The sequence below is a fragment of the Mesorhizobium sp. M7A.F.Ca.US.011.01.1.1 genome, from assembly GCF_003998295.1.
Lineage (GTDB): Bacteria > Pseudomonadota > Alphaproteobacteria > Rhizobiales > Rhizobiaceae > Mesorhizobium.
Genome location: NZ_RZRT01000002.1, coordinates 317,583 through 341,154 on the forward strand (window position 1 = coordinate 317,583; position 23,572 = coordinate 341,154).

At 62.5% G+C, this 23,572-nt stretch carries 22 protein-coding genes; 14 read left to right on the forward strand and 8 right to left on the reverse strand.

Features of this window, described 5'->3' with window-relative positions; translation table 11 throughout:
* Positions 1 to 229: 229 nt before the first annotated feature.
* A complete protein-coding gene (locus tag EOA13_RS04050) occupies positions 230 to 505 on the forward strand; it encodes a hypothetical protein (protein ID WP_023811582.1) in 276 nt (91 codons plus the stop codon).
* A 90-nt stretch (positions 506 to 595) separates the two neighbouring features.
* Here EOA13_RS04050 and EOA13_RS04055 read toward each other — a convergent pair whose 3' ends face one another.
* The 6 genes from EOA13_RS04055 to EOA13_RS04080 form a co-directional block, all read right to left on the reverse strand.
* Complete coding sequence (locus EOA13_RS04055; protein WP_127289873.1) at positions 596 to 2,440, reverse strand: ABC transporter ATP-binding protein; 1,845 nt, start codon at positions 2,438 to 2,440, stop codon at positions 596 to 598.
* An 8-nt stretch (positions 2,441 to 2,448) separates the two neighbouring features.
* A complete protein-coding gene (locus tag EOA13_RS04060) occupies positions 2,449 to 3,435 on the reverse strand; it encodes a serine kinase (protein ID WP_127289874.1) in 987 nt (328 codons plus the stop codon).
* Complete coding sequence (locus tag EOA13_RS04065; protein ID WP_127289876.1) at positions 3,432 to 5,354, reverse strand: lasso peptide isopeptide bond-forming cyclase; 1,923 nt, start codon at positions 5,352 to 5,354, stop codon at positions 3,432 to 3,434. The genes EOA13_RS04060 and EOA13_RS04065 overlap by 4 nt, the downstream gene beginning before the upstream one ends.
* The gene (locus EOA13_RS04070; protein WP_127289878.1) at positions 5,351 to 5,929 is read right to left on the reverse strand and encodes a lasso peptide biosynthesis B2 protein; all 579 of its coding nucleotides are present in this window, start codon (positions 5,927 to 5,929) and stop codon (positions 5,351 to 5,353) included. The genes EOA13_RS04065 and EOA13_RS04070 overlap by 4 nt, the downstream gene beginning before the upstream one ends.
* Positions 5,913 to 6,227: a PqqD family protein gene (locus tag EOA13_RS04075; protein ID WP_127289880.1), complete on the reverse strand. Its 315-nt coding sequence runs from the start codon at positions 6,225 to 6,227 to the stop codon at positions 5,913 to 5,915. Before EOA13_RS04075 ends, EOA13_RS04070 begins: the two co-directional genes overlap by 17 nt.
* Before the next feature lie 136 nt (positions 6,228 to 6,363).
* Entirely contained in the window at positions 6,364 to 6,516 is a 153-nt protein-coding gene (locus tag EOA13_RS04080; protein WP_013891488.1) for a lasso peptide, read from the reverse strand.
* A gap of 513 nt (positions 6,517 to 7,029) precedes the next feature.
* Here EOA13_RS04080 and EOA13_RS04085 point away from each other — a divergent pair.
* The 8 genes from EOA13_RS04085 to EOA13_RS04120 all read left to right on the forward strand — a co-directional run bounded on the left by EOA13_RS04085 (position 7,030) and on the right by EOA13_RS04120 (position 15,516).
* Positions 7,030 to 8,160: a nucleotidyltransferase family protein gene (locus EOA13_RS04085; protein WP_127289882.1), complete on the forward strand. Its 1,131-nt coding sequence runs from the start codon at positions 7,030 to 7,032 to the stop codon at positions 8,158 to 8,160.
* A gap of 95 nt (positions 8,161 to 8,255) precedes the next feature.
* Entirely contained in the window at positions 8,256 to 9,278 is a 1,023-nt protein-coding gene (locus EOA13_RS04090) for a glycosyltransferase (protein ID WP_127289884.1), read from the forward strand.
* Between the two features lie 284 nt (positions 9,279 to 9,562).
* Entirely contained in the window at positions 9,563 to 9,958 is a 396-nt protein-coding gene (locus EOA13_RS04095; RefSeq protein ID WP_023811590.1) for a hypothetical protein, read from the forward strand.
* Between the two features lie 148 nt (positions 9,959 to 10,106).
* Positions 10,107 to 10,964 carry a family 16 glycosylhydrolase gene (locus EOA13_RS04100; protein WP_127289886.1) on the forward strand — a complete coding sequence of 286 codons (858 nt, stop codon included), beginning with the start codon at positions 10,107 to 10,109 and terminating at the stop codon, positions 10,962 to 10,964.
* A gap of 67 nt (positions 10,965 to 11,031) precedes the next feature.
* Positions 11,032 to 12,363: a UDP-glucose/GDP-mannose dehydrogenase family protein gene (locus EOA13_RS04105; RefSeq protein ID WP_127289888.1), complete on the forward strand. Its 1,332-nt coding sequence runs from the start codon at positions 11,032 to 11,034 to the stop codon at positions 12,361 to 12,363.
* A gap of 92 nt (positions 12,364 to 12,455) precedes the next feature.
* Positions 12,456 to 13,898: a GMC family oxidoreductase gene (locus tag EOA13_RS04110; protein ID WP_127289890.1), complete on the forward strand. Its 1,443-nt coding sequence runs from the start codon at positions 12,456 to 12,458 to the stop codon at positions 13,896 to 13,898.
* Between the two features lie 13 nt (positions 13,899 to 13,911).
* On the forward strand, positions 13,912 to 14,361 hold the full coding sequence (locus EOA13_RS04115; protein ID WP_023811594.1) for a hypothetical protein: 450 nt from the start codon (positions 13,912 to 13,914) through the stop codon (positions 14,359 to 14,361).
* A 75-nt stretch (positions 14,362 to 14,436) separates the two neighbouring features.
* Positions 14,437 to 15,516, forward strand: coding sequence for a glycosyltransferase (locus EOA13_RS04120; RefSeq protein WP_023811595.1), 1,080 nt, complete (start codon positions 14,437 to 14,439; stop codon positions 15,514 to 15,516).
* 18 nt (positions 15,517 to 15,534) lie between these two features.
* Here EOA13_RS04120 and EOA13_RS04125 read toward each other — a convergent pair whose 3' ends face one another.
* Both EOA13_RS04125 and EOA13_RS04130 read right to left on the reverse strand, forming a co-directional pair.
* Entirely contained in the window at positions 15,535 to 16,557 is a 1,023-nt protein-coding gene (locus EOA13_RS04125; RefSeq protein ID WP_127289892.1) for a phosphoribosyltransferase family protein, read from the reverse strand.
* Between the two features lie 52 nt (positions 16,558 to 16,609).
* Positions 16,610 to 18,106 carry a lipopolysaccharide biosynthesis protein gene (locus EOA13_RS04130; protein ID WP_127289894.1) on the reverse strand — a complete coding sequence of 499 codons (1,497 nt, stop codon included), beginning with the start codon at positions 18,104 to 18,106 and terminating at the stop codon, positions 16,610 to 16,612.
* Positions 18,107 to 18,290: 184 nt separating this feature from the next.
* Between EOA13_RS04130 and EOA13_RS04135 the strand changes: the two genes are divergently transcribed.
* From EOA13_RS04135 to EOA13_RS04155, 5 genes are all read left to right on the forward strand, one after another.
* A complete protein-coding gene (locus EOA13_RS04135) occupies positions 18,291 to 19,463 on the forward strand; it encodes a glycosyltransferase (RefSeq protein ID WP_127289896.1) in 1,173 nt (390 codons plus the stop codon).
* Positions 19,464 to 19,503: 40 nt separating this feature from the next.
* Positions 19,504 to 20,499 carry a glycosyltransferase family 2 protein gene (locus EOA13_RS04140; RefSeq protein WP_127289898.1) on the forward strand — a complete coding sequence of 332 codons (996 nt, stop codon included), beginning with the start codon at positions 19,504 to 19,506 and terminating at the stop codon, positions 20,497 to 20,499.
* Complete coding sequence (locus tag EOA13_RS04145; RefSeq protein WP_127289900.1) at positions 20,499 to 21,449, forward strand: glycosyltransferase family 2 protein; 951 nt, start codon at positions 20,499 to 20,501, stop codon at positions 21,447 to 21,449. The genes EOA13_RS04140 and EOA13_RS04145 overlap by 1 nt, the downstream gene beginning before the upstream one ends.
* On the forward strand, positions 21,439 to 22,407 hold the full coding sequence (locus EOA13_RS04150) for a glycosyltransferase family 2 protein (RefSeq protein ID WP_127289902.1): 969 nt from the start codon (positions 21,439 to 21,441) through the stop codon (positions 22,405 to 22,407). Before EOA13_RS04145 ends, EOA13_RS04150 begins: the two co-directional genes overlap by 11 nt.
* A gap of 74 nt (positions 22,408 to 22,481) precedes the next feature.
* Positions 22,482 to 23,378 (forward strand): UTP--glucose-1-phosphate uridylyltransferase, encoded by an 897-nt coding sequence (locus EOA13_RS04155; protein WP_013528099.1) that lies wholly within the window; start codon positions 22,482 to 22,484, stop codon positions 23,376 to 23,378.
* Positions 23,379 to 23,572: the final 194 nt, after the last annotated feature.

The following is a 23,572-nucleotide window of genomic DNA, read 5'->3' on the forward strand; positions in this document are numbered from 1 at the left end:
TGGCAGAGTCGATCGCAAAAGCTCGATCAAAAATATCCGAAGTTGCCCTTGCCGCCTATTGCTCGCCTTAATAGAATTGCAAATTATACCTGTCACGGTGACGATAGGTGGAAAAGGCCGGAAGCAACCGGTCGAGGGTGGGCGACCTTAACAAGCCCACATGACAAGGGACGGCGCTCGGGTGGGGCAATCGTGATAAATACCCGAGCCGGTTTATGGGCTGTTGGGCATGGCACTTCCAAAATTCATCCTCGGGATGATTTTCGCTCTGGCGATCGTCGTCGGCTGGTCCTGGCTGGGCGGTGCGTCGATAGGCACAATATTGGTGCGCGTCATCATCTGCGCCGTGATCATTCAGGCCGGCTATTTCGTGCTCATCTACACCATGATCGCCAGGAGCGCGCCGACGCCTGCCGACATAGCTCGTGACGCCGAGCGCAAACTGAACGCACCCGAGGTCGCCGAAAGCGAGAAGCTGGGCGGTGCCAGGCGCGGCCTGCATTGATGCAGAAACCTGCCCCCGGTTTGGAGGCATGCTTCGAAACAGGAGACTAGGCGCCGCGTGAATCCGCTTCGGCGCGTCTTGGTCGCCGGCTCACGCGACATCGGCGGGTTCGCTCTCTGACTGTTCCCCCGACAGCATCCTCGACAACCGGCTGCCGGTTTTTTCCTTCAGCCGCTGATATTGGCCGACCTCGACGATACGGCCGTTTTCCATCGCCACCACCCAGTCGGCGAAGGCGATCATCGAGGGCCGGTGCGCGATGGTCAGGATCGTCATCGTGCCGCGCAAGCCGTCGATCGACCTGACGATCAGCGACTGGTTCTGCCAGTCGAGCGCGCTGGTCGCCTCGTCCAGGATGAGCAGCGACGGCTTGCGCAGCAGCGCGCGTGCGAGCGCGATGCGCTGGCGTTCGCCGCCCGAGAGCCGCACGCCGCGATCGCCGACCACCGTCTCGAGCCTGAGGTCGAGCCGTTCGACAAACTCGCCGGCGTGCGCCTGATGCAGCGCGGCCCACAGGTCGCCATCGCTGGCCCGTGGCGCGGCAAGGCGCAGGTTTGCCGCGATCGTGTCGTGCAGGAGGAACACGTCCTGCGGCACATAGGCCACCTGGTCGCGCCAGCGACGGCGATTGCTGGCATCGATCTCGACGCCGTCGACAAGCATCATGCCGGTGGTAGGCTCCAGCAGGCCAAGCAGCATATCGGCGATCGTGCTCTTGCCCGATCCGGACGGGCCGATCAGGGCGGTGACCTTGCCGGCCGGCAGGCCGAAGGTGATGCCGCTCACCACCATCTTGGCGCCAGCATCTCCGTAGGCGAAGGAGACACCGCGAATATTCAATCCCGTATTGAGGGAGAGTGTCCCGGCGTCGGCGAACTCGGTCTGGCCTGGTTCGCGTTCGGCGTCGAAACGTGCCTGCAGGCTGCGCATTGCCGTAAAGGCGGGCAGGTTGATCAGCACTTGCTGGGCTTGCGTCTGCATGTCCATGAAGCGCGGCGCGATGCGCATGAAGACCAGGAGCAGGACGACGATCTCGGCCAGCGACAGGTTGAAGCGGACCAAAGCCACATAGATGAACAGGCTCAGGCCCACCACGCTCGCAACCTGGAATACCGCGGTGCCGATGGTGCTGTTGCGCACATAGTCGATGTTGTCGGCCTTCATCCTCTCAAGCGTCGACCGAAGCTGCGCGAAATAGCTGTCCTCGACGTTCAGGCTCTTGGCCACCTTGATGCCGCCGAGAAATTCCGAGACCGTCCGGTACTGATCCTGGCGATTGGCGGTCAGCACACGGCCGAAGGCAGTGGCCCGTGCCCGGAAGGGCCGCAGCGCCACGAACATCAGCATGCCGATGACGACGGCAAACAGCGTCATGACCGGCGAGATGAACATGGAAACCAGGAGATAGCCAGCCAGAAGAACGGCGATCTGCACCAGCATCAACAGTGAGAACGCCGCGCCCTGGACGCGGTCGATGTCGCCGGTCAGGGCATGATCGAGATCGGAACTGCGCATGCGGGTAAAAACGCCCCAGCGCGCCTTGCCGATGCTTTCGAACAGGTTCATGCGAACGCGGTTGACGAAATCGAACAGCAATTTGGCCATGTAGACCGACTTGAAGCGATTGAACGCCGCCTGCGCTGCAACAAGCCCGACCAGCGCGCAAAGCACGGTCGTCAGCTGCAGCGTGCCGTCAGGCACCAGCCAGCGCACGAAATCATTGTTGGGCAGCCGAACAGCGAAATCCTGGTCGGCGCGTCCGACCAGATGCAGCAGCGGGATGAGCAGCAGGATGGAGATGCCCTCGGTCAGGCTGCCGAGGATGAGGAAGAACAGCGCCGTCCATGTTCGCCGGCCGCCGATCCGGGCAATGGCGGCGCCGAATGCGGCAATTTCTCGAAACAGCGACAGGCGAAGGATTGGGGGCTCCGACATGGTTGCGCTCACGGCCGCCGGCTGCCAGCCGACAGATCCTTTTCGATCAGCTCCACGGCTTCGCCGATCCTGTCCAGGCCCGTCGGGACTTCCAGCCGGTACACGCCGATATGGTTAGCAATCCATGAACATTGCTGAAGATGCGCCGCCGCGAAGTCGTCGGGCAGCGCCGCACGGCCGAAGCGCGTCACATAGGAGAATTTGATGATGGCCGGCAGGGCGGCAATGGCGGGCAAGGGCGTGATGTCAGCCCTTTCGCCGCGCTCGAGGACATAGATCCTGGTCGCCGGCACCTTGTCGCCCGAAAAGTCACCGTTCAGGCGATGCTGCATTTTGTCGATCGCCGGATGCACTTGCGGCCGCACTTCCGCTTCCCCGAGCGAGATCGCCGCAGCGGCGTCGGCCGCCAGCTTGATCTGCGGAAAGCCCGGAACGGTCATTGGCTCACTCGGATTGGTAAGGTCCAGCGCCACCACGTCATCGGTAAGCAGTCGATGCCCGGCCCGGATCATCGCGCTTGCCGTCGTCGACTTGCCGGCTCCCTTGTCACCCATGAAGATGGCGCTCGTACCGGCGGCGGCGATGGCACTGGCATGCAGGACAAGCAGGCCGCGCCGGTGCAAGAGCAGCGCCATGACCGGACCGAGCAGCGGAAACGCGAGCAGCGCATCGTCGACGCCGGGCGCCGGTTCGATGTCGATACGGCTGAAATCGGTGATCAGGAACGCGCCCACGGCATGCCAAGCCAGATATTGCCGGTCCGGCTCGAAGCGAAAGTCGGTCGCGGCTTCGGGCGCCGGCTTTGGCAGGTCGATCGCGCCAACAGCGATCACGAGATCCGCCGCCCCCGGCGGCGCCGGCTGCAGTTCGGGCAACATCACCTCCGACGCGATGGTCAGACCATAGGCGCGGTAGAAGCGGCGTTCTCGCATGGCCCGGCCATGTGAAAAGGCATCATCATTGTATAGAGCGAGCGGCTCGTTGCGCGGCATCACGTGGGGCTCCCGCCGTACTGGAGTTGCCGCAGCCAGAGCGACAGCGAGGCCGAGCGCCAGACATACTGGACATCCAGGGGGGCTGCCTGATCGGGCTGGCGCAGCAGTCGCGCATAGGCAGCACTCACTTGCGGCAGATTGACATAAGGTGCGATGCGGTTCGCATCCGAGACCAGCAGCTGTTCCAGGAGGTCGCGATGGTTGCGCAGCATGCCGTTGACGAGATTGGCGGTGAAGTCGATCTTGTCGCGCCGCCACTGCACCGCCTCCGGCAATACGCCTTGCATGGCGCGACGCAGCACATAGCGACCAAAGCCGTGGCTCAGCTTCTCCTCGCCCGGCAATGCCAGGCAGAACTCGACCAGCGGCTTGTCCCAGAATGGGTATCGCGGCTCGACGCCGAAATTGGCGGCGGCCTTGTCGAGAACCTCGAAAGCATGCGGGACATAGCCGTTCGACAGGATCCAGCGATGGCTCAAGGCGTCGCTGGCCTGAACGCCGGGCGGCATATAGCCGGCCCGGTGAAACCGGTCGACAAGCTCGGTGCGCTTGGCAAGGTCCGGATTGATCAGGTCGCGCCAGCTTCGTGCGCGCTGCACGTGCGCGGGCTTGCGGATCCTGTTCAGGGCACGGTTGGCCAGATGCCTCAGCTTGGCGATGCGCCAGGCCGGCCCGTAGAGGGTCAGGAACTGGAGATAAAGGCCAAGCGTGCTGTCGCCATAGGTATTGGAGGCGCTGCGGACCTCGCGCCACAGATCCATCCATCGGCCGCCATTCGCAAGCTCGTGCAGGTGACCATGGCCTTGGGAAACGACCTCGTCGCCGCCATGGCCGTCCAGCAGCACCTTGGTGCCCTTGGCGCCGGCAGTCCGGTAGATACCGCGGGTGAGCGTCAGGCCCGGCGCCAGGAACGTTCCTTCCTGTTCTTCCAGCACGCGTTCGAATTCGGCGAATGGGGCATAGTTGCCGACCGGGATCAGCGTCGCGTCGACCTTCTGCTGGTCGAGAACGGCATCGATGAAGGGCCGCTCGTCCATCGGCGAGCCCCTCTCGAAAATCAGCGAGAAGGTCGGCAGCTTCGGCCTGCGCGCAGCGGCATTCTGCAGGCCGGCGACACAGGCGATAGATGAGGAATCGAGGCCGCCGCTCAGCATTGCGCCGACTGCCGAGGTCCCCCGCATACGGTTGCGCACCGATTGCGAGAACAGATGGGCGAATTCCTCCGATGCATCCGACCGCAAGGGCCGCGCCGACGGCTCGATCTGCCAGTATCGACGCAACATCACCTGTTGCGCGGTGACGGTCAGGCTGTGGCGGGCCGGCAGGCTGAATATATCGCTGTAGGGGGTCGACTGCGGGTCGTCGGGAAGCCCGGCCAGGAAGCCGGAGATCTGGCGCTCGCTGACACGTGCGCGGATACCTTCGACCTCCAGGATCGGCCCGATCTCGGACGCAAAGGCAAAACGCCGGTCCGCCGCGTGGTAGTAGAACGGCTTGACGCCAAAATGATCGCGCGCGCAAAACAGCGATTGCCGCTCGTCATCCCAGATGGCGAACGCGAAATCGCCTTGCAGATGCTCCGGACAGGCTTCGCCCCAGCGCAGATAGGCCCGCATCAGCACGATCGCGTCGGCCACCGACTGGTCGCGGATACCGAGCCTGGCCAGCAACTCGTCACGGTTGTCCAGCCGGCAATCGGCGGTGATGGCGAGCCGGCCGCCAGCCATCGTCAAAGGGCCTGGACCGACCTCATCCGATGTGTTGAGCCAGGCCTGGCCAAGGGCGATGCTGGTGTCCAGCCACCATGAACCGCCGTCGGGACCGCGATGGCGCATGCGCGCCAGCATTTGCTGAATGTCTGCCGCCGCGACCGCCGGTGCGTGTGCTCCGCGCAGCAGGATTCCGGCGACGCCGCTCATCGGCTGCCGTGGTCGACGAGATGGGCGAAGCCGTCGATCGATCCGCCAAGCACGATATGGTTGTCGCTGACCAGCCAGGCATGTGCTTTCAACTGCTCGCCCGTACCACGTTCGATGCCGATGCGTATCGTCGATTCATTGCCTTGGCGGGCGAGAATATACTGGCCGGAGAGCGCCTGGGTCAGGCACGTAGCGTAAGGGACGAAACGGGCCGCGGCGGCAACACCCCAGGCGACACGCCGCAGTTCGCCCATCGAGGCGCACTGCCGCGCGTCGAGCCGCGTCACCAGGCTGCGTACACGATTGTAGGACAGCAGGGTCAGTCCCAGCCGAACTGTCGCCACCACCAGCAGGCAATGGCCAAGGAAGATCATTTCCGAGCCGCTCAGGGAGAAAATCCTGACCAGCCCGTGCCGGCTTCCGCCGCGCTTCGACTGCTTGAGGCCTGTTTCCCTCGCGGGTTCCTGCCGTAAAGCCGTGGCCCGCGAAACCAGGGCCCGCGAAACCAGGGTCCGCGAAACTATGGCCTGCGAAACCAGCGCCTTGTGCTGGGTCGGCTTAGACAAGTGCCTCATGATGCCGTCTCGCAAGCCCATTATCAGTCAGGCCCTTCAGCAATGCGTCGACATCGGCCTGGCAGCGCACCGGGTCGACATTATAGCGCGCAAGCACGGCGCTGCGGATGTCGCCGATCGACCGGGGCTCCTGGATCAAATCCCAGATGAAGGCGCCGACGCCATTCAGGCTGTAGTAGACATTGGATTTGAGATTGAGCAGCGCCAAGCCATCGCCGAACTCGCAAGCCACGGCATCCTTGGTCGCACTCACGCTATCGTGGTCGGCCAGATCATGGTCGGATTGCTTCCAGTTCATCCCCGCACCTCACTGACAAAACGCTTCGACATCTCCGGTTGGCGCAGGAGAAGTCGGGAGGCTGGCCCCCCGACCCTCTTACGTCTGCTTTTGAATCCAGAGTCCCAAAATGTCACTCTGGAAACGGCTATAAGTCTCAGGAGAACGTCAGGTCGCCGATCGGCGTGTGCGCGGGGAACGATGCGTCGATCGCCGTGTTGCCGCCGCCACCCTGGGTGATGGTCTCAATCGAACCATGAACCGTCAGGCTTGGTGTCTCGTATTCATGCTTTTCAACATTCTGTTCCATTTTACTCTCCGATTTAGGACTGGAAACGGCCTGTCGAGTGCCGTCAGCACTTTTATGCTGCAATGCAATAGCTGCACGGCAGCATTCATGAGTCAAGACTGTTTTACCTTCCGTTAATCAATTACGTTGCTGGCGTCAGGACATGAGCGGCCATGCCTAAAACTTGTCACTTTTTAGCCGATTCCTTGGGCGCGATGGCAGCGCCCGCGCTGATTCTTTAAGCATGTGATTTTGCTTGCATAAGTCGTTTGCCTTGTGCCTATTTTTAGGCCTCGCTAATGGAAAGAATTTTCTGTTTGGAAAATTCGGCCGGGGATCGGCTAAAAGACCTGACAAGGATATTTCAGCCGCGGTTCTCACTTCTTTCTAACGCGATCTCGATAGGCGCTCGGTTGCAAAAATTCGCACTGCAAAAGGAAAGGCTTTACGGCACCGAGGTTTTTGGTGATGTTTGCTTCGCACATGCAGCATAAGTGTTCGCGCAAACCGCTTTCTTTGGAGATTGTGCGCTAAATGGCCTTGCCTGACGGCTCATACGAACGATTGCGCGCCGCCGGCTGTGCCGACGAGGTGGCCTACGTGCAGGCCTGCCTGCGATTGTATTTTGCCGGGCCGCACGCCGGCGCGGGCGACATTTCGATGCGTGATCTGGACGGTGCCAAAATTGCCGACATCGCCAGGCTGAACAAGGTCGCCACCTTTGTCCTCAAGGCCCTTTCGCGCGCACCCGCGCTTGAGAGGCCGCCTGAGCTTTTCCGATGGCTCGACACCTACCGCAGGAGAACGGTTTCGATGAACGCGTCCTGCATCATGGATTCCATGGCGGTCCATGATGTGCTGCGCGCCAGCGAGATCGATTTTGTTTTTCTGAAGGGTCCGTTCCAGCAGCAGCTTCTCTACGACGACCACTTCATGAAGCCGTCCGGCGATGTCGACATTCTGGTTTCGCCGCTCGGATTTTTCAGGGCGCGTGATGCCCTTCGCAAGATCGGTTATGAGGTATCAGGCAAGTCGAACTCCGTCTGGTGGGTCCGCTTCCTCGGCGAACAGCACATGACCCGGGACGACGGGCCGAGGTCGTCCACGGTAGATCTCCACTACCGCCTCCAGCAGCCCGGCTCGCCAAGCCCGCGCGACGCGGACGGGTTCCTGCGGCGCAAACGACAGGTCGAAATCGCCGGCGCGACGGTGCCGTTCACCTCGGTTGCCGATACTTTGCTTTTGTCCTGCATCAGCGTTGCCAAGGCACTTTTCAACCGGGAACCCTGCGCGGGCTACGTCTGTGATATCGGCGCCAGCGCCGGCCGGCTCGACGAGGCGGATCAGCAGCGTTTGCTCGATGCCGCAACCGTGCAAGGTTTGGACGACACGCTGCTGCTTGGCCTGCGCGCCGCCGATGTGCTACTCGGCGGTGCTGGCACGCTGCTGTCGCAGCGCGCGACCAGGATCCTGTCGCGCATCGGCAACGAGGATCTGCTCAGCATGGTCATCGCGCCGTGGCTGCCGTCGCTGCGGTGGCCACAGCGGCGAACGGTGCTTTGGGAACTGTGCGGCCGCGCGCCGGTCCGCTACCTGGCCGAAGCCGGCTGGGCGGCGTCCGCCGATATCAGCCGCCGCATCTTCGAGCGGCCGGGGAGGCGCTGAATGAAGGCAAATTGGGTGCTGATGGCAATTCTGTAGGGCATCGAAGGAGTACGGGGCGAGGGCAAGTCGATATTACCTGTACGAGAGGCAAATCCATGTCGATGACGAAATCCGAGGTCTGCGTGATCATCGCGGCAAAAAACGCCGCAGCGACAATCGCCGTCGCCATCGCATCCGCGTTGCGCGAACCGGAAGTGGCGGAGGTCGTCGTTGTCGATGATGCCTCCACCGACCACACCGCCGATGTCGCACGATCCGCCGATGATGGCAGCGGGCGGCTCTCCGTGATGCGCCTCGATGTCAATCGCGGCCCCTCCTTTGCCCGCAACGCAGCCATCGCCGGCTCGAAATCGCCGTTCATCAGCATTCTTGATGCCGACGATTTCTTCCTCGAAGGCCGGTTTCGCAACCTGTTTGCCGGCGCCGATTGGGATTTCGCAGCCGACAACATCATGCTGATCAGGGATGATGCGACGGGCGACGCGACGAAAATCGTCGCGCCGCAATTTGCCGCCGATCCGGAATTCCTCGATTTCGAGCGCTTCGTCGAAGGCAACATCTCCAGGCGCCGCGTGCAGAGGGGCGAACTGGGCTTTTTGAAGCCGGTGATCAGCCGTGCCTTCCTCGACCGCCACGGGTTGAGCTACGACGAGAGCTTGCGGCTGGGCGAGGACTATGAACTCTACGCCCGCGCGGTCGCATGCGGGGCGCGGTTCAAGGTCATTCGCTCCTGCGGCTACGGCGCCGTCGTCCGCGCCGATTCTCTGAGCGGCCGCCACAAGACCCAGGACCTGAAGCGTTTGGCCGATGCGGATCTGGCGCTGCTGGCGATGGACAGTCTGCCGGAAGGCTCGAAGGCGGTGCTGCGGCGGCATGAACGGCACGTGCGCGACAAATATCGGCTGCGCAATTTCCTTGACGTCAAGGCTGAGCGGGGGCTGGCATCGGCCGCGGCTTACGCTTTCGCCAGCCTGTCCAACCTCGTCCCCATCGTCCAAGGCGTGGCTTCCGACAAGCTTGAGGCGCTGTTTCGTCGCGTCGGCCTTATGTCCAGCCAAAAACATGTCCCGCCGCGGCGTTTTCTGATGGCCGGAACCAGCATGGGCAAGGAACGCTGAGAGCGGACCCCGGTGCTTGCCATTTGTCCGCTCGCGGCACGTCATCACGGAAACCATTTCGGCCGGATTTATGAGTTTACGAATTGGGTGGTTGCCTCGCGGCTCCGACGATGGCAGTCTATGTTGCGGTGCAGCATAGTGGACGACCAGCCGAACTGGCCCCCGATCGGATTGGTCTGATGTCTCTCCAGAGCAGGACAACGCAACACGAGTTTTTGAGCCCCGGCTGCGGGGATCGGCCAGAAGCCCGGCCCACAAGCCGGCGATGACAGGAACCTGAGTCCATGGCCTCGATATTCGGTTTCAGATCAAGGGATCCGGCCCGCGACCGGCAGGCCGATGTTTCACGTCTTGATCGTCTGGCAAAGCTGTTCGAGCAGATTGCGGCCGAGATCGAGGCCGAGAGAACCGGGCTTGAGAATCGCTACCGGACAACGTCGACCAACGCCGCCTTCCTGGTCGAAGCCATGGAAAACGGCTCAGCTTCCGACAAGCGGTCTTCGGAAGTCAGCGCACTGACACAGTCGATCCTGAATTGCGAACGCCGCATCGCGGCGCTGTCGCGCCAGGACGGCATGATGAAAGAGCTCCGTCATTCGCTGGATATGGTCTTCGACGAGAATGCCGATTCGGCCACCTCGGCGGAATTCGCCTGGCCGGCAGGCGCAGGCAGAGGTTGAACGTGAAGGCTCGGAACTGTTGCAACAGATTTGATGCAGGGCGGGAAGCAATCGAGAGGGTCACAAGGGAGGTCAAGGTTGGCCCGTTCAGGAGCGGTTCGAACGTCGACTTTGGGTTGGGGACACACAGCGCAAAGGTGAGTTTGGTATGAATTCGAATCCGAAACCTACGACAGCAATTGACGCACCGTCTCTCTCATATCGGGCCGGGCAAGCCGCCCGGCGGCGGCTGGGGTCGCTCGGTGCGTTGCTGCTGGCTGCTCTTGGCGCTTTCGTGGCAACCCCTTCCTACGCCCAGGACATTCCGACATCGCCGTCCTTCGTCGATGATTTCAAAAGCTTCGATCGTGCGCGCTGGTATGTTTCCGACGGCTGGAACAACGGCAGCCATCAGAATTGCACCTGGTCGAAAGGCATGGTCGGACTGTCGAATAATGTGCTGTCGCTCGGCTTCGAAAAGCAGACGTTGAAGGATCGCGACTACGTCTGCGGCGAGATCCAGACCAAGCAGCGCTTCGGCTACGGCACCTATGAGGCACGGCTGAAGACCGATACCGGCTCTGGCCTCAACGCGGCGTTCTTCACCTATATCGGTCCCAGCGACAAGCAGCCCTGGGACGAGATCGACTTCGAGGTCCTGACCAAGGACACCTCCAAGGTGCAGGTCAATGCCTATATCGCGGGCAAGGGCAAGAACGAGAAGCTCGTCGACGTGCCGGGCGGCACGGAGAACGCCTTCAACGACTACGCCTTCGTCTGGCAGAAGGACAGCTTGCGCTGGTACGTCAACGGCCAACTGGTGAACACGATTACCGACCCGGCGAAGCTGCCCAGCCATGCACAAAAGATATTCTTCAGTTTTTGGGGCAGCGATACGATGAAGGGTTGGATGGGAGCGTTCGCGGATCCGGGCCGCAAGCTTTCCCTGCAGATCGAGCGGGTTGCCTTCACGGCGCTCGGCGAACCCTGTCAATTTCCGGAATCGCTGGCATGCAGTGTAAAGTAGTTGGGAAAGTCGATTTGAACCGGCGGGACCGAAAACGGTCCGCTGCCTTGCATGGGAATGAAACCGAATGAATTTGACGGTGTTTGGAATTGGCTATGTCGGCCTCGTGCAGGCTGCGGTCCTTGCCGAAGTCGGGCACCAGGTGGTGTGCGTCGACATCGACGCCGCCAAGGTCGAGCGGCTCAACCAGGGCCTGGTTCCCATTTTCGAACCCGGTTTGGAAAACCTCGTTAAGGAAAACCATGCTGCCGGCCGCATCAAGTTCACCACCGATGCCGCCGCCGCGGTAAGGCATGGCGAGATCCAGATGATCGCGGTCGGCACGCCGCCGGGCGAGGACGGCTCGGCCGACCTCAAATATGTGCTGGCCGTCGCAGAGACCATCGGCCGCGAAATGGACAAACCCAAGATCGTCGTCGGCAAGTCGACGGTGCCGGTCGGCACCTGCGAAAAGGTGAAGGCCAGGATCGCCGACACGTTGAAAAAAAGAGGCCGCGAGGACCTGGCTTTCGATGTCGCTTCGAATCCGGAATTCCTCAAGGAAGGTTCCGCGGTCGCCGACTGCATGAAGCCGGACCGCATCATCGTCGGCACCGACAGCGAGGATACCGAGGCTGTGATGCGCGAACTCTACGCGCCGTTCAACCGCAACCACGAGAAGATGATCGTGATGGACGTGCGCAGCGCCGAATTCACCAAATATGCCGCCAACTGCATGCTGGCGACCAAGATCAGCTTTATGAACGAGATGGCCAATTTGGCCGAACAACTGGGCGCCGACATCGAGGAGGTCCGCAAGGGCATCGGCAGCGATCCGCGCATCGGCTACCATTTCATCTATCCGGGCCTGGGCTATGGCGGCTCGTGCTTCCCCAAGGACGTACGGGCGCTGATCAAGACCGCCGAAGGCGTCAAGTTCGATGCCAAGCTGCTGCGCGCCGTGGAGGAGCGCAACAACGCACAGAAATCGGTTCTTTTCGACAAGGTCGACCGCTATTTCAAGGGCAACCTCAAAGGCAGGACCTTTGCGCTCTGGGGCCTGGCCTTCAAGCCCAACACCGACGACATGCGTGAGGCGCCGGCGCGCGTCCTGATGGAAGCGCTCTGGAAGGCCGGCGCCAATGTGCAGGCCTATGATCCCGAGGCGATGCAGGAATGCCAGTCCATCTACGGGCTGCGCGACGACCTGCTTCTGTGCGGCACCAAGGAGGCGGCGCTGCGCGGCGCCGATGCGCTGCTGATCGCCACAGAATGGAAGAGCTTCCGTGCGCCGTCCTTCGACGCGGTGAAGGATGCGCTGACCACGCCGGTCATTTTCGACGGCCGCAACCTCTATGACCCCAAGGTCATCGCCCGCCACGGCATCGAATATCACTCGATCGGCAGAATGGCGGCATGAGACCAGGTCCTGGCAGACGGATGCAAGACCGGTCCGCACATGGCCTGCGGGCGCTGGGACTGAGCGCGTATTTCTGTGTGGAGTTGTAGCCGATGGTGCTGGACGTAAAGCCGGAGCAAATCACCAAGGACCATTTCGATCTCGTTGCGATCGGCTCCGGCTTCGGTTCGGCCTTCTTCCTGCATGAGTTCGCCAAGCGCCGAAAGGCGCGCATTCTGGTGCTGGAGTGGGGACGCCACAACACCCATGAATGGCAGCTCGAGCAGAACGTCAACACCGACATCGAAGACGAGACGACCTACAAGACCAATTCCAACAAGCCGTGGAACTACACGATCGGACTGGGTGGCGGGACGAACTGCTGGTTCGCGCAGACGCCAAGATTTCATCCCAATGATTTCCGGCTGAAAAGCACCTACGGCATCGGCAATGACTGGCCGATCAGCTATGACGACGTCGAGCCGTTCTACTGCGACGCGGAAGACATCATGTCGATCTCCGGCGACCCCGACATGGCGGCGATGCTGCCCCGCTCGAAGCCGTTTCCGCAACCGCCGCATCGCATGTCGACACCGGACAGGATGATGAAGGCGGCGCAGCCCGGCCAGCACTTCGTCATGCCGACCGCGCGGGCGCGGCTGCCGACATCGCAACGCACCTCGTGCTGTGCCAATCTGCGTTGCTGGCTGTGCCCGGTCGACGCCAAATTCACCGTCAACAACGGCTTGATGCACGTCTTCGAGCATCCCGACGTCTCGGTCTGCCTCGGGGCGGAAGTGCGCTGGCTCGATCACGTCGGCGGCGCTGTCCGTTCGGTCACGTTCAACCATGACGGCAAGGAATACCAGGTCAGCGGCGATCTCTTCATTCTCGGCGCCAATGCCATCCAGAGCGCGGCGATCATGCTGCGATCCGGCCTGGGCGGCGAATTCGTCGGCAGCGGCCTGCATGAATCCTACGGCTGGAATTTCGAGGTCTATCTAGACGGCGTCGACAATTTCGACGGCAGCACCATCACCACCGGCCTGAATTTCGGCCTCTATGATGGTCCTCACCGGTCGGAGCATGCGGCGGCATTGGTCTATTTCGAGAACCGGTGGCAGCATGGGATGCGTGCCGAAAAGGGGCGGTTACGCCAGGCGCTGCCGCTTGTCGTGGTCACCGAGAACCTGCTCGACCCCGAGAACTACGTCACGCTTGCCGCGGATGACAATGCCTTCGTCAGCTTCAAGGCGCCATCGGACTACGCAGTGAAGGGCATGGCGCGCGCTCTGGAGAAATTGCCTGACCTTCTGGCGCCGCTGCCGGTCGAAAAGCTCTTCGACCGCGGCATCCGGCCGACCGAATCGCACGTCCAGGGCACGCTGAGGATGGGCACCGGCCCGGCCGATTCTGTGGTCGACAGCGGTATGATCCACCACCAGCTCAGAAATCTGGTCGTCGTCGGCACGAGCACCTATCCGAGCTGCTCCTGCGCCAACCCGAGCCTGACCGCGGCAGCGCTGTCCTTGCGGGCGGCGAGCCGGATCGCGTGAAAGGAGGTACGGGATGATCGAGATTTCCAGACGCTCGGCCCTGGCCGTCATGGCTGGCGGAGTGGTTTCGACAGGGGTCGCCTACGCCGCCGTTTCCTCGTTCTCGGACGAGGATCTGGTGCGCGTCACGCTGGAAAAATACCTTGGCAAGTTGAACATCCGCATCGAGCATCTGCAGCAGTTCGTGCTGGCGTTCCGCGACAGGAATCCATGGAATTTTCCGAGCGAAAAACTGAGTGACGCCGTCACCTTGGTGGAGGAGCTCAAACTGGGGGCCGCGCGCCGCTTGCTGCCCCAGCGGAAGCGGGAAGATCTGCTGCATTTCGACCGCTGGGTCGTCGCCGAATTCCATATGCTGACGGACTACGCCTGGCGCAGTTCGCCCAACGACCCGATCCGATTTACCGGCTGGCAATCCTGTACCAATCCCTTCGCCAATCTGGAGCCGCCGAAACTTGCCTGACGTCGAAAAGAGAGGCGGCGGACTTTGCCTGTTGTCTCCGAGCAAGGAATACGAGATGCGACAAGGAGCCCGATCATGAAAGTTCTCTTTGCAGGCGGCAACGGCTACCCGCCTGAGTTCAGCGGCGGCGTTCAGTCGAGCACGCATCATCTGGCCGAACAGCTGATCGAGCACGGTCATGAAGCCGCTGTGCTCGCCGCCCTGTTCGGTGATGGTGTCTTCGGCTTCAAGGCGCGCGCCAAGATGAAGCTGTTGCGGCAGCCGGCGGTTGTCGACAGCTATCCCGGCTATCCGGTGGTGCGGGCCTGGTTTCCCTGGGAAGCGGCGGGCTATGCCGTCGACAGGCTGAAGCCCGATGTCGCCGTGGTCCAATGTCACAAATCGGTTCCGATCGGCAAGGCGCTGCAGGCGGAGGGCGTGCCTCTGGTCGTTTATCTCCGCAATGTCGAGTTCCATGAACTGGGCGGCGATCTGCGCGAATTGCATTCAGCGCTTTACATCGCCAATTCGGACTTCACCGCGCGTACCTACAGACAGGAGTTCGGCATCGAGGCGGTGGTGATCCCGCCAACCATCAACCCGGCGCACTACTCGACGCCGACGACGGGCCAGTTCGTCACGCTGATCAACCCTTATGAGGAAAAGGGGTTTGAACTCGCGGTGCGCATTGCCGGCGCCTGCCGCGAAATTCCCTTCCTGTTCGTCGAAAGCTGGAAGCTCGACGACGATCACCGGGCGCGGATCGAACAGACGATCGCTCCCTTGGGCAATGTCGTCCTGGAGAGCCGCACCAGCGACATGAAGACGGTCTATGGCCGCACGAAGATCCTGCTTGCTCCCAGCAAGTGGGAAGAGGCGTGGGGCCGCGTCGCTTCGGAGGCCCATTGCAGCGGAATCCCGGTTGTCGGTTCGCGGCGCGGCGGTCTGCCCGAGGCTGTCGGCTCCGGTGGCGTGGTGCTGGATTACGATGCTCCACTTGCCGATTGGGTCGCGGCCGTCAGGCGGCTGTGGAACGACAACCAGGAATATGACCGGCTTTCCAGCCTCGCTCGCAGCTTCGCCGGACGCCCGGAACTCGATCCCGATCGCCAGTTCATCACCTTCTTCTCGATACTGGACAGGGCCATGCAGCAGCGCGCGCGGCAGGCGGCCTGACGGCGCCGCCTGAGCAGGTCAGGCCGGGCGCTTGACCCGGCTTTTCAGCGTCTCGTAGCCGCGGGCGCCGAGCAGCGCGCGGGCAATGGTCTTGGCGGCGCTCTTGCGGCCCTCTTGCGACTTGATCTGCCGCAGCCTTGCCGGCAGGTTCCTGGCCGCCTGACCAAGTGCCGGCAGCGACAGCGTGTTGGGAAAGCTGACCATATGCGTTTCCACGCACAGCACCGGCTTGCCTGACAGCTCGGTGATCCTCAGCGCCTGTTCGTGCTCGCTCTCGATGAACAGGATGGCATCGGACTTGCGGTAGAAGTCGGCCTTGAAACTGCCATGCGCGCCGAGCCGTTGCCGTTCCGCCTTGCTCGGCAGATCGAGCATGATCAACTGGTCGTATTTGATCTCATGCTTGGCGAGCCATGCCTCGGTGAGCGCGCGGTATTTCTCCAGCCGGCTGGTGACCAGCCAGCCGATCCTGTGGGTCGCGACATGGAGCGGCCGCGCTTCGCAGAGGAATTTCTCATAGGCCGGGCCGTCGTCGTTTTCCGCCTCTGTCGGATCGAGGCACAGCACGCCGTCAATGTCGACGCAGCATTGCGCCAGGAATTTATGATGCATGAAATTCCACTGGAACATGCGCGGATGCGGCACGACTTCGAAGACGAGGTCGGTTTCCTGGTGCTGGGGCTCAAGGCCGAACACGGCGGCAAAGGTGAACTCCGCCTCGATGCCCGCAGCCTGGATGCGGGCGCGTGCGTCGCGCATGGCGTTGCCGCCGGCGACGCTGTCGTCGATCACCAGCACCTTGCGCATCTCGGAAACCTTGCGGTCGAGAGCGGCACGGCGCTTGGTGACGCCAGACGTATAGATCCGACCTGCCAGGAAGCTGTCGAGATCGGTCATCGGGATGTTCGCGGCAAGGCTGACCAGCGTCGCTGCCAAAACGCCGCTTCTCGGCACACCGACCACGAGGTCGATATCGCGCGGCAGCCGGTGCAGGCCCCTGACGATGGCGTCGTTCATATCGGAGATCGATCGGTAGTGCATGGTTCAGACCTGGTCCTGGAGGAGATGTCCGTAGCAGTCGAAGACGCCCAAATTATTGCGCTTCGCGCGCCGCCGCCGCAGGCAGCCTTGCCGGCAGCATCTTGAGGGCCTCGCGCAAGGCTTCGCGGCCGGAGGCGAATGCCAGTGCGATGACGACGGTGATGAGGTAGGCGAGCACGGCGCCGCTGGCCAGGGCGACGACATGCTGCTGGGGCAGCAGGGGCTTGATGAACCAGATCGCGGCCAGCGCCAGATGGGCGCCAAGCACGAACGGTGTTGCCGCGCGAAGCACATGGTGCGCCTGCAGCGGCCCGCTCTTGCCGACATAAAGCCACAGGAACGGCGTCCGCAGATATTCGCTGATCGCATAGGCGATCGCCACGCCCAGCGCGCCATAGGGCAGGCCGAGCATGAAAGCCAGCACCGACGTCACGGCCGTTATGATGCCCCAGCGCATGAAATCGCCGGAGCGGCCCTGGCTGACGAAAAGCCACCCGGCCGGATTGTTGAGCGGCTGCAGCAGCCCGGCAAAGCCGAGCGCCAGGAAAATCGAGGCGCTTGCGCGCCATTGCTCGCCGAGCACGAAGGGGATCAGCACATCCGACATCGCGGTGGCGAAGGCGACGCCGGGAAGCGCCACCAGCAGGATCAGCGGCATGACGCGCAGATAGGCGCTGCGGTAGCGATCCGGCTCGTCCTTAAGCCTGGAAAGCGCCGGAACCATCACCTTCGACAAGGGGTTGGTAATCTGGCTCAGCGGAAACAGAAGCAGCTTGTAGGCGCGGTCATAGAGGCCGAGTTGCGCCTCGCCCCAATATTTGCCGATCAGCACATTGTCGAGGTTGCGGGCAAAGAAATTGGCGAAGTTGAAGCCGGTGATGCCGGCGCCGAAATTGATCAATTCGCTGATGCCGGCGACCTTGCGTGGCAGGCCCGGACGCCAGCGCGAGCTCGCCCAGTAGCAGAGCGTCGGCAACACGGCACCGGTCAGCGTGCCGGCAAACAGGGCCCAATAGGAGCGATCGATGAAGGTCCAGGCGATCGACACCGCAAGCCCGGCAATGGCGCTGACGACGTCGATGACGGCCAGCCGGCCGAACTGCATGCGGCGTGTCAAGAGCGCCAGATGCTGGGCGCCCAGCCCATAGGCCATGATCTGCAGCCCGAACGCAGCCACCAGGCCCGTCACGCGCGGCTCGCCGTAGAAGGCAGCAACCAGCGGCGCCGCACCCGCAAGCACGCAAGCCAGGATCGCGCTGACCGCGACATTGATCCAGAAGAGGTAGTTCACCTCCTCATGCCGGATGCCTGACTTCTGGATCGTCGCCTGGGTCAGGCCGAAATCCTGGAACAGGGCGATAAAGGCAAGCACCGGGGCGCACATCGCCACGACACCGAAATCCTGTGGCGACAATAACCGCGACAGCACGATGACGGACAGGATCTGTGTCGCGACCCGCACCGATTGCGCCATGGCCGTGACAACCGCGCCGCGCCCAACCGATTTGCGCAAGGAGCCTTCTGGCGGATCGAATGCATTGGCTTCCAAATTCAGGATTCCTGATTTTTTACGTGGATTTCCGAGCCCGAAATCCACGACCGCCGCCGACCACAAACTACGGCAATAATTTTGCAGTGCAACAGAAAACGTCGATGCGTGCAGCAAAAATGTTGCGATGCAGCAAGAGCTGTACTAGCATTCCCTCGGGTGGGCCAACAGCGGTCGAGTTTTTATGCTGCATGTCTTGTACCTTGTGCACGACGTTTCCGACCCGGCGGTGCGCCGGCGGATCACGATGCTCAGGGCAGGTGGGGCCCAGGTCACTTTGGCCGGCTTCCGTCGCACCGCGAATCCGATTGCGGATATCGAGGGACTGCGGCCGATCGACCTCGGCGCGACGCGTGACGGGCGATTCGGCCAACGCCTCGCGGCCGTCGCCAAAGCAGCCGTTTCGATAGGCTCGAAGCTTGGCGGCATGCCAAAACCGGATCTCATCATCGCGCGCAACCTGGAAATGCTGGCGCTTGCCCGCCGCGCCAGGTCAGCCTTCGGTGCATCGGTTCCGATCGTATACGAGTGCCTCGACATTCATCGGCTTGTGCTGCGCAACGATGTCCTGGGCAAGGCGCTGCGCGCCACCGAACGCTTTCTGGCCAGGGATGTGAAGCTGCTGGTGACCAGTTCTCCTGCCTTTATAGCCAATTATTTCAAGCCGTTCGGCCAGGTCGCAGCACCCATCGAGCTGGTCGAAAACAAATATTTCGAGGCCGCGACGATCTTGCCCGGCGCTCCGGAGGCTGAGGAGAGCCCGGTCGGTCCGCCATGGCGGATCGGCTGGTTCGGTGCGCTGCGCTGCCGCCGCTCGCTCGAGCTGCTGGCCGATTTCTCCCGCCGCATGGAGGGCCGCTTTGAAATCGTGCTGCGCGGACGTCCGGCTTTGTCGGAATTCCCTGACTTTCACGGCTTTGTCGAAGCCGAGCCGTGGCTGTCGTTTCTCGGGCCCTACCGCAATCCGGAAGACATGGCGGCGATCTACAATGATGTCCATTTTTCCTGGGCGATCGATTTCTTCGAAGCGGGGCAGAACTCCGAATGGCTTCTGCCCAACCGGCTCTACGAAGGCTGCCGTTTCGGAGCGGTGCCGATCTCGATGGGCAACACCGAGACCGGGCGGTTCCTTAAACAGCAGGATATCGGCGTGCTGTTGCCGCAGGCGTCGCCCGAAGCGCTCGAAGCCGTGCTCGGCAAGATGGAAGAGCATCGCTTCGCCAGGCTGAAGGAGCGCGTTCTGGCTCGCAATCCGAGGACCTGGAGCTACGATCGCAGCGATTGCCGGGCGCTTGTCGAGCGGCTGCGCAGCCTGACGGCCGTGCCCGGCTCCTTTGCCGCCGAGGCATTGGCATAGGATGGCCGGGGATGGACAGAGGCAAGATGGACAGGGGTTGATGACGCAAACCGAAAGACCCTCATCCAACCTGATCGTTATTCCGTGCCTGAACGAAGCCGCCCATATCGGTGCGCTGCTCGATCAATTGCGGCCCGCGGCCGCCCGGCTTGGCGCCCGGATCATCGTCGCCGATGGCGGCAGCACCGACGGCACGCTTTCCATCGTCGAGGACGTGATTGCCAAGGACCCGCGGGTTATCCTGCTCCACAACAAGCGGCGCATCCAGAGCGCGGCGATCAATCTCGCCGTCGGTACCTTCGGCGATGGTGCCGACTATCTCATCCGCATCGATGCGCATGGCGGTTATCCCGACGATTATTGCGACCGGCTGGTCGAGGAAGCCCTGGCTACATCAGCGGATTCGGTTGTCGTTTCGATGCTGACCAGCGGCAGCGGTGCCGTGCAGAAGGCGGCCGCCGCGGCGCAGAACTCCAAGCTCGGCACCGGCGGCTCGAAGCATAGGCATCTTTCGCAGGGACAGTGGATCGATCACGGCCATCATGCGCTGATGCGGATATCGGCGTTCGGCGCCGTCGGCGGCTACGACGAAACGTTCAGCCACAACGAGGACGCTGAGCTCGATTATCGCCTGCGCAAGGCCGGCTACAAGATCTGGATGAGCGGCAAGACGCAGATGGTCTACTATCCGCGCGCCTCGCTCTCAGGCCTCTATTTCCAGTATCTCGGCTACGGTCGCGGCCGTGCCAAGAATGTGCTGAAGCACCGCGTCATCCCGAAGGTGAGGCAGATGGTGCCGCTGCTGGTGTTTCCGGTGGTGCTGCTGGCGGCCTTCTCCTTCGTGCACTGGCTGGCGGCGGTGCCGCTGCTGCTGTGGGCGTCGGTGTGCCTGGGCTACGGACTGGTGACGGCTATCCGCCAGCGCAAGGCTGACGTTGCGCTGGCCGGTGTCTCGGCCATGGTCATGCATCTTGGCTGGTCGGTTGGCTTTTGGCTGCAGCTTCTCGGCCTCGGTTCGCGACGCGGAGTGGCCTGATGGCGGTGTCGACAAAGAACCGCAGCATCGACATCGGCGTCTGCACGTTCCGCCGGCCGGAGCTGGCTGACACGCTGCGCTCGCTCGACGCCATGGAGATGCCGGCGGGATTCGATATCCGCATTATCGTCGCCGACAATGACGACACCCCGACGGCCCGTGACCTGGTGGCGGCGCTGTCGCGGGAATTGACGGTGCCGATCCACTATCGGCATGCCCCGGCGCGCAACATCTCGATCGCCCGCAATGCCTGCCTCGATGCGAGCACAGCGGATTTCGTCGCCTTCATCGATGACGACGAGACGGCCACGCCTCAATGGCTCGCCGAATTGGTCGCGATGGCGCAGCAAAGCGGTGTCGCCGTCGTGCTCGGCCCGGTCAGGGCTCGCTATCGCCCAGATGCGCCGGACTGGATGCGGCGCGGCGATTTCCATTCGACTTTGCCCGTCTGGGTGCGCGGCGAAATCCGCACCGGCTACACCTGCAATGTTCTGCTGCGGATGGGCTCGGACAGCTTGCGCGGCCGCCGCTTCAGCCTGGCGCGTGGCCAGACCGGCGGCGAGGACACGGAATTCTTCGACCAGATGCACAAGGCGGGCGGCCGCATCGCGTTCGCGCCCGAGGCGTGGGTCGACGAGGTGGTGCCGCGCTCAAGGGCGGCATTCGACTGGCTCGGCCGCCGCCGCTTCCGCGTCGGCCAGACGCATGGCCATCTCCTGGGCAGCAGCGCCAGCGGCATCGGCCTGGTCAAGCAGGTCGGCCTGGCCTCGGCAAAGGCCATCTATTGCTTCGCCTCGGCACTTCCGGTTGTCGTCAGTCCGGTCCGCAGGAACCGCAGCGTGCTGCGCGGCATTATGCATGTTGGTGTCGTCAGCGGCCTCGTCGGCATCCGCGAAATCCGCCTCTATGGCCAGCCGTCGCCACAGGAGGGAGGCAAACGTGCAGCCTGACGTCAGCTCTGTCCCCGATGTTTCCTTCGTCATTGCCGCCTACAACGCCGAGGCGACCCTTGATCGGGCGATTGCCAGCGCCATCGCCCAGAAGGGCGTCAGCGTCGAAATCATTGTCGTCGACGACAAGTCGCGCGATGCGACGCTCAACGTGGCGCGGGCCTATCCAGGGGATATCGTCCGTGTGGTCGCCCTGGCCAGCAACCGCGGCCCCGGCGGCGCCAGGAATGCCGGCCTCGACGCCGCCCGAGGCAGATGGATCGCGGTTCTCGATTCCGACGACGCGGTCTTTCCCGGCCGGCTCGCGGCCATGATCGCTCGTGCCGAAAGCGCGGATGCCCAGATCGCCGTCGACAATCTGCAGGTTGTTCGCGAAGATGGCGTCATCGAGGACGCGATGTTTCCGCGGCAGTATCTGGAAGGCTTGCGCGAGATTTCGCTGGCCACCTACATCGCCGGCAACGTCGTCTTCGAATCCAAGTTCAACCTCGGCTATCTCAAGCCGATCTTCCAGCGCGCGTTCCTGAACGAAAACCGGCTTCGCTACGACGAAAAGCTGAGGATCGGCGAAGACTACGTCCTGTTTGCCGAAGCCCTGGCCAAGGGCGGCAAATGCGTCGTCGAGCCCGATATCGGCTATGTCTACCATATTCGCAGCGGCTCCATTTCGCGCGTGCTCGAGCTTCACCACGTCGAAGCGATGCGCAGGGCGGATGCCGTGTTCGCTCAAACCCATCGGATGGATGAGGCCGCGCAGACCGCGTTCGCCCGGCGCGGCCGCAGCCTGCGCAAGGCGGCATCGTTTCTGTCACTGGTACAGCACATCAAGGCGCGGTCCCCGCTCAAGGCGATCCGGACAGCGCTCAGCGACCCGGCGGCGGTCAGGCATATGGGCATGCCGATCGCCGTGCGGTTGCGAAGAATGGCGGCACAATTTGCCGTTGGGGCGGGGAGGTGAAGATGCAGGCACATGGAGGGATTTTTCGTGGCCTGTGAATGGACTGAAGTCGATCTCCTCAGAAGGAATTTGCGATGAAGAAAATCAGGAAGGCCGTGATACCGGTGGCGGGGCTTGGAACACGGTTCCTGCCGGCGACCAAGTCGATGCCGAAGGAAATGCTTCCCGTCGTCGACAGGCCTGTCGTGCAATATGCGGTGGACGAGGCCTTCGAAGCGGGCATCGAGCACATCGTCTTCGTGACCGGTCGCAACAAGGCGGTGATCGAGGACTATTTCGACCTGCATCCGGAATTGATCGGCACCCTGGAGCAGACCGGCAAGAAGACCCAGCTGGAGGCGCTCGAAAGCATGCTGCCCGTGGCCGGTGCCACCAGCTTCATCCGCCAGCAATCGCCGCAAGGCCTCGGCCATGCCGTCTGGTGCGCGCGCGAGGTTATCGGCAACGAGCCCTTTGCCTTGCTGCTGCCGGACATGGTGTCCTTCGGCGGGCGCGGATGCCTCGCCGAAACCGTCGAGCTTTATGAGCGCACGGGCGGCAACGTGATCGCCGTCGAGCGTTGCGAACCGAGCGAGACCAACAAATACGGCATCGTTGGCCGTGGCGCCGAGATCGGCGGCGGTTTCGAGGTGACGGCAATGGTCGAGAAGCCGGCGCCGGCCAATGCGCCGTCGAACTTCTACATCAACGGCCGCTACATCCTGCAGCCCGAGATTTTCGCTCTTCTGGGCAATCAGCAGCGCGGCGCCGGCAACGAGATCCAGTTGACGGACGCCATGGTTCGTCTGTCGAAGGATCAGCCGTTCTTCGCCCAGCCTTTCCTCGGCCGCATGTTCGACTGCGGCTCCAAGGAAGGGTTCATCCAGGCCAACATCGCCTTCGCGCTGGCGCGCGACGACATGAAGGGTCCGGTTTTCGAGATGCTTCAGGAGTTCGTCCGGTCGCATGAACGCCAGGAAGAAGCCGCATAATGCCCATCTTTCGGGAGCATGGTCAGATGGCCGGCGAAGAGGGGCCGGCAGGTTCTCGCCGTCTGGCACGACGCTTGCTTCGCTTCTGGCGATGCTCCCGATCTTCGAGGCGCCTGCAAGCCAAGGCATGATCCCCGGAAAGTGGGTCCCGGTTTCCGGAAAAGATCATGTTGAAACAGTGAGATAGAGCCCAT